Origin of the sequence: Thermomonospora echinospora, from assembly GCF_900108175.1 — a bacterium.
GTDB classification, from domain to species: Bacteria; Actinomycetota; Actinomycetes; order Streptosporangiales; family Streptosporangiaceae; genus Thermomonospora; species Thermomonospora echinospora.
The window spans coordinates 23,742-34,114 of record NZ_FNVO01000041.1 but is presented as its reverse complement, the minus strand read 5'-3'; the positions used below and the strand labels follow the sequence as shown (position 1 = coordinate 34,114).

8 protein-coding genes and 1 CRISPR repeat array are annotated in these 10,373 nt (G+C 68.6%); all 8 genes read right to left on the bottom strand.

The annotated features are described in order from the left end of the window. Nucleotides 1–615 precede the first annotated feature (615 nt). From cas2e to C4U03_RS38425, 8 genes are read right to left on the bottom strand one after another with little or no spacing between them, the layout of a single operon-like run. Entirely contained in the window at nucleotides 616–966 is a 351-nt protein-coding gene (gene cas2e, locus C4U03_RS38460; protein ID WP_103944732.1) for a type I-E CRISPR-associated endoribonuclease Cas2e, read from the bottom strand. Beyond that, nucleotides 963–1,913, bottom strand: coding sequence for a type I-E CRISPR-associated endonuclease Cas1e (gene cas1e, locus C4U03_RS38455; RefSeq protein ID WP_103944731.1), 951 nt, complete (start codon nucleotides 1,911–1,913; stop codon nucleotides 963–965). The genes cas2e and cas1e overlap by 4 nt, the downstream gene beginning before the upstream one ends. Before the next feature lie 2 nt (nucleotides 1,914–1,915). Continuing rightward, on the bottom strand, nucleotides 1,916–2,605 hold the full coding sequence (cas6e, locus tag C4U03_RS38450; protein WP_103944730.1) for a type I-E CRISPR-associated protein Cas6/Cse3/CasE: 690 nt from the start codon (nucleotides 2,603–2,605) through the stop codon (nucleotides 1,916–1,918). Next, nucleotides 2,605–3,309 (bottom strand): type I-E CRISPR-associated protein Cas5/CasD, encoded by a 705-nt coding sequence (gene cas5e / locus C4U03_RS38445; RefSeq protein ID WP_103944729.1) that lies wholly within the window; start codon nucleotides 3,307–3,309, stop codon nucleotides 2,605–2,607. Before cas5e ends, cas6e begins: the two co-directional genes overlap by 1 nt. Beyond that, nucleotides 3,306–4,502 carry a type I-E CRISPR-associated protein Cas7/Cse4/CasC gene (gene cas7e / locus C4U03_RS38440; protein WP_103944728.1) on the bottom strand — a complete coding sequence of 399 codons (1,197 nt, stop codon included), beginning with the start codon at nucleotides 4,500–4,502 and terminating at the stop codon, nucleotides 3,306–3,308. The genes cas5e and cas7e overlap by 4 nt, the downstream gene beginning before the upstream one ends. Beyond that, on the bottom strand, nucleotides 4,502–5,149 hold the full coding sequence (gene casB, locus C4U03_RS38435; protein ID WP_235018389.1) for a type I-E CRISPR-associated protein Cse2/CasB: 648 nt from the start codon (nucleotides 5,147–5,149) through the stop codon (nucleotides 4,502–4,504). The genes cas7e and casB overlap by 1 nt, the downstream gene beginning before the upstream one ends. Next, nucleotides 5,146–6,828: a type I-E CRISPR-associated protein Cse1/CasA gene (gene casA, locus C4U03_RS38430; RefSeq protein WP_103944727.1), complete on the bottom strand. Its 1,683-nt coding sequence runs from the start codon at nucleotides 6,826–6,828 to the stop codon at nucleotides 5,146–5,148. The genes casB and casA overlap by 4 nt, the downstream gene beginning before the upstream one ends. After that, nucleotides 6,818–9,721 (bottom strand): CRISPR-associated helicase/endonuclease Cas3, encoded by a 2,904-nt coding sequence (locus tag C4U03_RS38425; RefSeq protein ID WP_103944726.1) that lies wholly within the window; start codon nucleotides 9,719–9,721, stop codon nucleotides 6,818–6,820. The genes casA and C4U03_RS38425 overlap by 11 nt, the downstream gene beginning before the upstream one ends. A 251-nt stretch (nucleotides 9,722–9,972) precedes the next feature. Beyond that, nucleotides 9,973–10,367: a CRISPR direct-repeat array (repeat unit 29 nt; unit sequence CTGCTCCCCGCGCACGCGGGGATGGTCCC). Nucleotides 10,368–10,373 lie beyond the last annotated feature (6 nt).

Genomic DNA, 10,373 nt, shown 5'->3' with positions numbered 1-10,373 from the left:
TTCTGATTGCCCCCGCCGGATCCGCACGTCAAACGCCCCATGCCGCTCTCCGCCGCAGGCGGAGAGAACCGGGCGAAGGGATGACCGCAGCCGGACTGCCTCTCTCGGGAGACGACTGCGCCTGGGGCACGTGACTCACAACACCCACACCGTCCCGGCGATCATCAGTATCCGCCGGCCCGGTCGCCCGGCCGTCAAGGTCGTACGTCCACAGGCTTCGCCTGCGGGCGCTCCACCTTGACCCCGGACGCCGACCCGGCACGCCCTGAAACCGCCCGGGACCGGTAAGAAAACGAACTCACACACCACCGGCCACCACAGTCCACCCCTTGACCGGCCCCGCCCCTTCAGGGATGACCTGCGGGTTTAGCTCGGGAAGGTGCCGGAATTCATTACTTCTTTCAATTCGGACATATCGGACATCGTCCTGCTGCTGTGATCTGCCGGCTGGATAAGACGGCTGCGGTGAGGGCGATCCACGCCTTGGCACATCTGTGACGCTTGCACCGGTCAAGTATTACCTGGTGCAGGTGCGGCGTCGTCGACTGGCGCAGGGGTCGGAGTCGGCTGCGGGCCTGGTGTGGTGAAAGCGGCTTTGGGTGTGGTTGTGCGGGGTCAGCGTTTGCCGTAGCGGCGGCGTTTGGAGGCCTTGCTCCAGCCGGTGGGTGGTGGGGTTGCCGAGATCGTCGACTGAGCCTTGGGGCGGCGGATCAGGGTGATGCCTTCGTGGTCGACGGGGTGCCACTTGTGGTCCCAGGTTTCGAAGGTGAAGCCCTGTTCGTTGTTGGTGCTGTAGGCGAGGAGGGCTCGACCGGTGTCGGCGTACTGGCGTACTTCTCGCCATAGTGCTTCTCGGATGCGGGCTGAGGGGCCTCCGATGAAGACGCCTGGAGAGATCTCCATAAGCCAGCGGGTCAGGAAGCCGCGGAGTCCGGTGGGGCATCGGGTGAGGATGATGATCGTCACCAGAACACCTCGTCGTCATAGTTGCGGCCGGACGCCAGTTGCGCTCCCTGGTCGCCTTGGAGGGTGACGTGGTCGATGTCGCTGCTCACAGGGTCGTCGACGGTGTCCGGGAGCAGGAGGCTTTTGATGTCGTCGACGCATCGGCGTAGCAGGCCCGTCCTGTTGACCTCGTCGCGGATGGCGCGGCAGGTGCGGGAACCGACGTCTTCTGGGCTTTCGGCGGCCGTCTTGAACGCGATGGGTATCGCGATCTCCGTCTTGTAGAGGTCTGCGATGTCCAGGACGAAGGCCAGTTCGTGTCCTGAGTGGATGAACCCGAGGCCGCAGGCGCAGCCGAGGGCGGCCACGGTGGTCTGGGCGATGCCGTACATGCACTGGGCGGCTGCCGTGATCGCCTGGTTGACGGGGTCGCCGGAGCCGAAGTCGCCTGGGATGTAGTGGCGGCCGTTCCAGGTGATGCCGAATTTGGCCGCTTCCGCACGGTAGCGCTCTTTGACTCTGCGGCCCTCCCTGCCGAGAAGTTCCTGGCGGGTGAGGCCGGCGGGGTCCTCGTCGGGGAAGCGCATCCAGTACATCACACGAGCGACTTCCAGGCGGGTGCGGCGGTTGGCCCATTTGGTCGCTTGAGCTTCGACGAGAGCCGAAGAGCGGGTGAGTGACCTGCCGCCCGAGTAGAAGCGGACGCCTTGCTCCCCCACCCACACCACGCCCGCTCCGCTGTCGCCCAGCACGCTCATGGCCTGGTGGGTCACCCGGGTACCGGGCCCCAGCAACAGGCATCCGATGGTGGCGGAGGGAATGTGGGTGATGCCGTCGGCGTCTTCGGCGGTGATCGCGTTGTCTTCGCGGTGGAGGGTGCAGCGCTCCAGGTAGATGAACGAGATCCGATCGCCCATCCTGGTCAGCTCTCGTGGTGAGGAGGCTCCTCGTTGGCTGACGGTGGACATGGTTATGCCGCCGCAAGGGTCATCAGGCCGCACCCGTAGGCCTTGGCCCGGCCGAGGCCCCGGGTGAGAGTGCGGCGGAGGGCGTCGGGGTCGGTGACCTCGAGTTTGCCGCCGAAGGTCACGGTGACCAGAGTCACCGGCTTGGAGTGGCCCTTCTTTCTGAAGGTGAGCTGGCGCCGTTCCCGGATGACCAGCTCATGCACGTCGGTGCCCGGGATGACCTGCCGTTCCGCAGGCTTTTCCACCACCCGGAAGCCGGCGGTCTCCTGGCGCTGCAGCAGCCAGCGGAGCTGGTGCTGCAGGCCGACATGGGCCGTGACCTTGGTGGGTTCGGTGTCGTTGCGGCGCGCGCTGTGCACGGGGTTGGCGGTGAGGCGGAACGCCCACTCATCGCCCTTGGTCAACCGAGACAGGAACGGCTCGTAGTCGTAGGTCTGCCATCCGCCCGTGGTGGGCCAGCCGGCCTGTTCGACCAGGTGGGTGAGGTCGGGCTTGATCGGGCTGACGATGTAGAGGTAGGTCTCGGCCTTGCTGTTGCGGTCGATGCGCCACAGCACCCGTGGCCCGTCGTCCTCCTGGACGGGGACCGTGGCGAACGAGGACATCACCGCGGCGTGCAGTACCTGTGGTGAGGACAGGACCTTGCGGGCGGTGACGCGTGCCGTGTTGACGCGGAAGCGGGTCAGGTACATCACACGCCTCCCAGAACGGCGGTCGGGTCGTGGTCGGACAGCTGCGGAGCAGCGGGGTTGGGGACTTCGACGTGCCCGTGACGGACACCGCGCAGGGCATAGCGGCGGTGGTGCGGGTCGAAGCTCAGGGGCTGGTCGCGAATGCTGTCCACCGGCCCGTCGCCTGCGGTGGCCTCCACGATGGTCTCCAGTTGCACGGACGGCTTGCCGTACCGTCGCTGGTACCAACGGGAGGCACGCCAGATCTCCTTCTCCAGTGCCCGCTCGACGTCGCCGACCTGGCGGACGCCCAAGTCGATCGGCCGGGAGGGTGGGCATGAGCGGCGTCCGAGGTAGGGCAGGAACGTCGGCCGGCGCACGGCCTGGTGCAGCTCGTCGATCAGGTCGTCGGGGCCTTCGAGCGCCGCGACGAACACGGCGTCGGCCAGGTAGAAGCGTTCGGAGACCGGCATGGACCTACCGGTCTCGAAGTGGTGCGCGGTCTGGTAGTCGCGGATCGGCGTCCCGCGCTGGTCGACGCGGACGCCGAACCGCAGTGCCGCCAGGTCGGCGAGATCCTCCGAGCGTTCCCGCCCGAGCGCCGCGGCCAGCAGCCCGATCACACCGCTCTTGGTGGGCGCCGACTCGGTGGTGCGCCGGGCGAACCGCGCCGACGCCCCCCACGCCTGCAGAGGGCCGGCGAGCTGGAGCAGCAGAACGCTCATGAGGCGTCGCTCTGCCGCCCGGCGACTTCGGCACCAACCGCCTCCACGAGGTCGGGCAGGGACACCTCATCGCCGAGCTCGGCCAGGACGGTGGTGTTCGGCCCGACGCGCAGCACCCAGGTCTTGGCGTTGTCGGCGCCGTAGGCACGCTCGATCTCGGGAACGTACCGCGCCAGCCGCTCGCTCGCCTCGCGCACGTGCCCGCCGGCGGCCTGGTCGGCGCGGCAGGGCTCCTCGAAGGCCCCCACGAAGCTGATGGGGCGGGTCGAGCGGATCTTGACCACGACCGCGTCGGGGAGGGTGTGGTTGCCGAAGGTGTTGAGCTTGCCGGTGGGCAGCGAGGTGATGAACCCCTGCACGAACGCCTCCACCGCCCGGCGGACCGGCTCGGTGAGCGGCTCGTCCTCCCGCTGCCCCTTGCCGAGGTTGCGGGACAGCAGGTCCACGTCGACCGCCGCGTACCGGTAGAGGGTGGCGGAGTTGAACTCGACGGTGCCGATCATGCCGGCGCCCAGATCGTCGTCCTCGCGTTCCTTGTGGTCGTCGACGGCGGTGTAGTAGTCGGACTCGTTCTCCACCTGGTGGACGCTGATGGCGTGGGCCACCTGGGCGGCGGCGTCCACGTTGATGTCGGCGCCGTCGGCGACCATCCGGCCGAACAGCGCGATGTCGACCGAGTGCCGGCTGTTGGCGATCTGCTTGGCCTCGGCCTTGTTGTCCTTGTCCTTGAGGAACGCCTTGATGTCGTCGCGGCCCTTGACGGCGAGCTCGGCCAGGCCGTCCAGCTGGCGGGCGCTGAGGAACATCAGGTACTTCGACTCCGGGGCCGGGTCAGGGCCGTCTGCCTTGGCGGACGCCTTGCGCTTGGGCGGCTCGATCTTCGAACCGGTGGCCGCCTGGATGGTCTCGGCGGCCAGCGCCCAGGCCTCGGCCTCTTCAATGGAGTCGTCCAGGCCCCGGATCCGCCCGGCCAGCAGCTCGGCCACCCGCTTGGTACGCACGCCCAGCTCGCTGGGGTCCAGCAGGTCATGAAAGGTGCGGCGGGTGGCGCGCTTCCAGGACTGGCTGGAGACCCTGGCGCGGCGTACCCCGCCGTAGACAGCGGTCTTGGGGGTGCCGGTGTCGTCCCGGTTGAGGTTGCTCGGAGGGACGGTCTGCAGGGCGTGCAACTCCAGGATGGTACGAGTCGTCATCAGGCGTCCTTGTCGTTCGTGGCACCGTTGCCGGCGGTCCCGGTGGTGGAGGTCTGGGGGCGGTACGCGTGGAAACTGCGGCCCCAGATCTGGCGGACCTGCTGCATCCCGCCAGGCACCTGGGCCTGATAGAGGCGGCGTGCGAGCCGTGCATAGTCCAACGGGATCGCCTCCCGGCGCAGCAGGGAAACGATCTCCCGGAGCCGGTAGGCCAAGACTTCAGGAGTGGTCGCCGCACCGACCCGGACGAAACGCCGCCGGATCGGCTCATCGATGTCGCCGCCGGACATCAACCGGCGCACGGCCTCCCCCAACTCGATGCCGGCTTTGTGCATCCTCTGGTCGGAACGTGACTGCTGATGCAGGGCGTACAGGGTCACCGCCAGGAACAGGGCGGCTTCGGCTCGGGAGGCCTCCCTGTCGGGCAGCGCTTGGTCCTGGAACAGCAGCTCGACGCCAGTGACTCCCCACAGCTCGGGCATGTCCTGCGGGAGCTTGCCCGCACCGCGCCGCAGCTGGGCGAGGGCGGCCACGGCTGCGCTCTGGTCGTCGAGATAGCCCCTCTGCAGCTCCGCGACGCGTTTCTCGACGACGTCACCCACCAGTTCCATCACCGAACGGGGGCGGGCAGGCGAGGCCATGGTCATGACCGGACCTCCAGACTCTGGTCGCTCTCAGGGGGTGAGTCGCCTTGTGATCCGGGCAGGGCCTTGGCGAGCCGGCCGCGGAACGTCAGGTCGGCGCGGGAGGCGGTCAGCCAGATCTCCTGGCCTTTCCTGGTCTCGACGACCCGTCCTTCCCATGCCGGGTCGCCTGCCGACGCCACCAGGTCACGGCCCAGGCGGCTGATGATCTCGCGTGCCCGGTCATGCCATTCCGCTCGGCGTTCACCGGCGTCGGCCGCGGGGACCAGCGTGGTCAGCCATTCGCGGAACGGGCCGTCCAGCATGCCGAAGCCGAGGTGGCGGGCCGCGTCCGCCGCGGGCTCGGGGGCGGCGCCGGATGCCTTGGCCAGGTCGGAGGCCAGGTCACCGAGGATCCGCACGGCGCTCTCCGCGTCGGCGACGGCGTCGATCGCCGTCTGCCCCAGGTCCCTGTCCTGGTCGTGCAGGAGAACGAGGGGCATCGCCACGGCGTCGTCGACCATCTCGTCGATGACCGACTGCTGGGTGCCGTACACCGCGCCCAGCAGCCGGGCCCGGATCAGGTAGTCCGGTGGCAGGGGGCCTTCGATCGTCAGGCGGGCGGCCCAGTCCAGGATCCGGGGCCGGACGATGACGGCGGCCTCTCCGCGCTGTTCGGCGCCGTCGGCTCGCCCGGCGATCAGCGCGCCCAGCCCTCGCCATGCGCTGCGGCTGGGGTCGTGCTCACGTGGCAGGTAGACCTGGGGTTCGCCCAGCTTTTTCTCCTGGGCGGGGCTGCGCCGCCAGGCCGTCATCGGCTCGTGCGCGTGCTTGTTGCGCGGGGCGAGGGCGTCACCGTAGGCCAGGACCACGCCGTGGACGCCGTCCGCGTCGAAGTGGAGCCGTACGCGCCGGGACTGCCACGTGTACAGGTCGCGTACACCGGCGGGACGGCTTTTCAGTTCGACCTCGTCCAGCTCCTGGGGGCCGCGCGGCTCCTGCCGCCAGGCCGGCAGGTCACGGGCAGGGTCGATCTCCAGGTTGTCGGTGTCGAAGGCGATGAGGTTGAGCAGCAGCGTCTCGCGCAGGTCGTTGCCCTCGATGAGGACTCCCCCGAGGTTGCCGGCCCAGCCGACGCCCTGCGGATACACCTTGCCGCCCTTGACCCTCGGGTCTCCCACCGCGCCGGTCTTGATGCCGGAGGTGTCGAAGGCGTGGGCGTGGACCAGCCAGCGCGCGGCCTCGGCGAACCCGAGTCGCTGCACGCCGCCGGCTCGCATGGTGAAGAACAGGGCGCCGTTGGGGACGTCGGCGACGATCCGGTCCAGGGAGAAGACCTCGTCGTTGGCGGTGCGCAGGTCCGCGGTCTGCAGGAACGGTGCCCGGGGGTGGAGCAGATCGAAGCGTTCACGGTGCTGCTTCAGGTAGGCGGCGATCCGGTCGGTGGGCAGGCCTTCGTCCCACAGCTGTGTCCAGCCGTAGACGTCATCGGGGCCATCGACCGCGTCGTGCAGGACGGCCAGCAGCAGCCGCACGAGCGCGAACTCCTGGGTGGGCACGTCACCGACCACCCGGCGCAGCTGGTGGGCCTGGCGGAAGACCTCGGTCAGCGACAGCTCGTCCTCGGAACCGTCCGAGCGCAGCACCGGCAGCCACGGGCGGCTGGTGAGGTCGAAGGACGGTGCGGCGAGTTCACTCGGCACAAGTCACCTCCAGGCCATCCGCGGGCGTGTAATGCAGGTCGTAGCCTGCCAGCCGGGTCCGACATTTCTCGTCCAGGAACAAGATCAATTCACCGGCCAGCCAGTGGCACTCCTTGGACTGCCAGGCCGGGACGCATTCCGCCTCCAGTTCCTCGATCGCGCGGTCGAGGACTTCCGGGATCGAGAACTGGAAAGGGAGCCGCAGCCCGCAGGCCGCTACGATCTGCGCCAGCCGGGGTTCGGGAACGGCCTCGGTAGGCAACTCCACACCACCACGCCTCTTGGAGAGCCACGGCACCGTTCGTACGGTTCCGTCGGCGAGACGTTGCACCACGAGCACTTCCAGGGACTCCCGGCTGTCGCGGACCTGCGCCCTTCCCGCCCGCGTGTCGTCGGCGTCACCGATCCCGGCATCGACCCATCCGATCAAGGGCCGTCCGCCCTGGGCGGCCCTGTTGAGCAGGAAGGTCTTCGCCTTCTCCTGTTGGGTCGCCTGGTGCAGCTCCTGATCCCGGTGCGCGTGCTCCATCGCCGGCTGCCACTCGGCCGGTCCTATCGGGCCGTTCCCGTACGCCTTTTGAACCAGGGGGCTGATGTCTTCCGGCAAGCGCACCACATGTCCGGTTTCCACCGTTTCTGTGAAATACGGATCCAGAACGGCCGCCGAACGCAGCAATGGGCCCGATCGATAGATTCGCCGGGAACCGCTGATCGGCTCGACCGGAACGGCCTCCCAGCCCGCGCCGGTGACGAGGCATCGAGCTGCGCGAAGCCGCGGTGGCCGTTCCGACTGACCTTCACCCCGCAGATGCCGGTGAACGCGCCCCATCCGCTGCAACAGCAGGTCGATCGGGCACAAGTCGGTCACCAGGAGATCGAAGTCGATGTCCAGGGATTGCTCGGCCACCTGACTGGCCACCACGATGTGCCTGTCGTTCGGCCGCTTAGTGCTCTTTCCAGGCGGACCGAATCGTTCCAGCAGGTCGGCGTCCTTGGCGATGCGGTCCAGGTCCAGGAAGCGGGCGTGCGCCACGGTGATCGCGTCGTCGCCGAAGCGTTTCCGCAGGTGGGCGGCGGTCTGCAGGACGCGGTCGACGGTGTTGCGGACCACCAGCACGCAGCCGCCGTCGGACAACTCGTGCTCCAGCCGATCCGCCAGGACATCGAGATCATCGTCCAGACGTTCCAGCTGGACCTCGGTACGACGGCCGGACGGGGCGACGGGACGAGACACCGGAGGGCGACCGATCTCCAGAGCCGTCAGCAGCGGATATCCCTCTGCGGCCTCCACGTTCGTGAAGCCGGCCCCTTCTGCCTGCGCGTAGGCCTCGACGAGTTCCCGCCGCCTCGTGGCGGGCAGCGTCGCCGACAACACGATCACCGGGACCTGGTACGCCCCCAGCCAGGACAGCACCCGGTCGAGGTAGGAGTTCATGTACGTGTCGTAGGCGTGGGCCTCGTCGATGATGACGACCTTGCCCGCGAGCGCGAGGTGACGCAACGCCAGGTGCCGGCTCTTGAGGCCCATGAACAGCAGCTGGTCGACGGTCCCCACGCCGAAGGAGGCGAGCATCGCCTTCTTCCTGCCGCGAAGCCACTGGTGGGCGACGAGCTCGGCGGAGTGAACGCTACGGTCGTTGCGGTGATGCCACTCGTCGTCGGCACCGTCCAGCTCCACCGCCGTCACCGTCCGTCGGCCGGCGCGGACCAGATCCTGGTACTCCTCGTTCAGCGCCGCCTTGGAGTGCGCCAGGTGGACCGAGCGCGGGCCGGTTGCACCGTCGTCCGGAAGCCGCCGCAGCCAGTTCAGCAGACGAGGGAACATCGCATTGCCGGTCGCCATGGTGGGCAGCGCCACGTAACAACCACCCGCCCCCGAACGGGCCGCGAAGATCTCGGCCACCGCCAGCGCCGCCTCGGTCTTACCCTCCCCCATCGGCGCTTCGATGATCATCAATCCCGGCCGCTTCATGCGGCGGGCCAGTTCGACCGCCTGCCCCTGGACCGGGCGGACACGTGCCCCGGTCGGAAGATCGAACCGTGACGCGAACAGCTCGGCCGTACCCTCCTGCGGATCCTCGGCCTGCCAGGGAGCGGGCAGCGCCAGGCCATGCCAGGCCGCTTCGACGCGTTCACGGTCGCTGATGCCTGCGGCCTCGGGGAAGTACGGGAAGAGATCGGGGTTGCTGGCGATCCAGTCGGCGACGATCACCAGCCCCGACAACAGCGCCTGAACCGGCTGCGACAGCTTGACCTGCCCCCAGGCCCCCAGGCGATCCTGCACACCGCAGGCCACCGAGCATGCGTCGAGCAACTCGTTCTGCACGTTCCGCCACGTCGCCTCACAGCCCGGCGTGCGGAGCAGGCGAGGACGGACGTTCAGCTCGCGGATGTCCGAGAACGTCGGCGGAACACCATGATGTCCGCCAGCGATCACACTGAACGGCAAGGTCGTGGGTCGGCTCCACCCATGCCGTTCCGCCAGCCACTCTTGCAGTAGCGACTGCCCGGCCAGACCGTGCGGAGCCAGCTTCCGATCCACCAGCTCCTTATGGCCAGGCATCTCCAGCCCGGCGTTCCGCATCGCGTCGGCGAGCGTCTCCACCTGGCACGCGAACGCCGGTGTGGCCTTCCCTATGTCATGCGTGGTGGCCAGCCACACCACGAGGCGACGCGCGTCCTCGAGCCCACCCGGCACCTCCGCCGCGATCAGTGATCGCACCCGCCAAGGGACCCACTCATCCCACAGAAGCCCGGCCACCGCGCCGCTGTCGGCCATGTGCCGCCACAACGGCAGCCACCCACCAGTCACATGATCATGCTTGGCCCACACGGTCCGGGCAGCGGCCGACAGGCCATCCCCCAGCCGGACGGGCTCCTCCCCATCAGGCATGAACGCAGTGAAGCAGACATCAGGGTGCTATGCAGAGTTTCTACGGATTTCGTCTGACGCTTCTCTTCACAGACGATCTTGAAGACCCGAACCACTCAGCTCGGCAACCCCGTCCAGCTTGCCCCCGCCACCCGACCCAGGCACCCTGAACCAACGATCGAGCCACGAACGAGGCCATGCCCGAAATGTCCGAGTCTGCAAAAGTAAGGAATTCCAGCCCCTTCCCGCCCTAAACCCGCAGGTCAGCCAGTCTGCTCCCCGCGCACGCGGGGATGGTCCCCGGTCGTGCGGCACGTCGGGGTCGTGGCGGAGCTGCTCCCCGCGCACGCGGGGATGGTCCCCGCTGGGTGATGCCGGTCGGCTCGGCGACGCCCTGCTCCCCGCGCACGCGGGGATGGTCCCTCGAACTCCATGGCTTCCTTCCTGGCCGCGATCTGCTCCCCGCGCACGCGGGGATGGTCCCCCTCGGAATCAAGTAGGAGGCAACCCCTTGACCTGCTCCCCGCGCACGCGGGGATGGTCCCGCTGGTGGCGAGGCCCTGCGGTACCCATGTCCCTGCTCCCCGCGCACGCGGGGATGGTCCCCCGTGCCTGTCGCCGTCGAAGCCGTCGTCTTGCTGCTCCCCGCGCACGCGGGGATGGTCCCGCATAT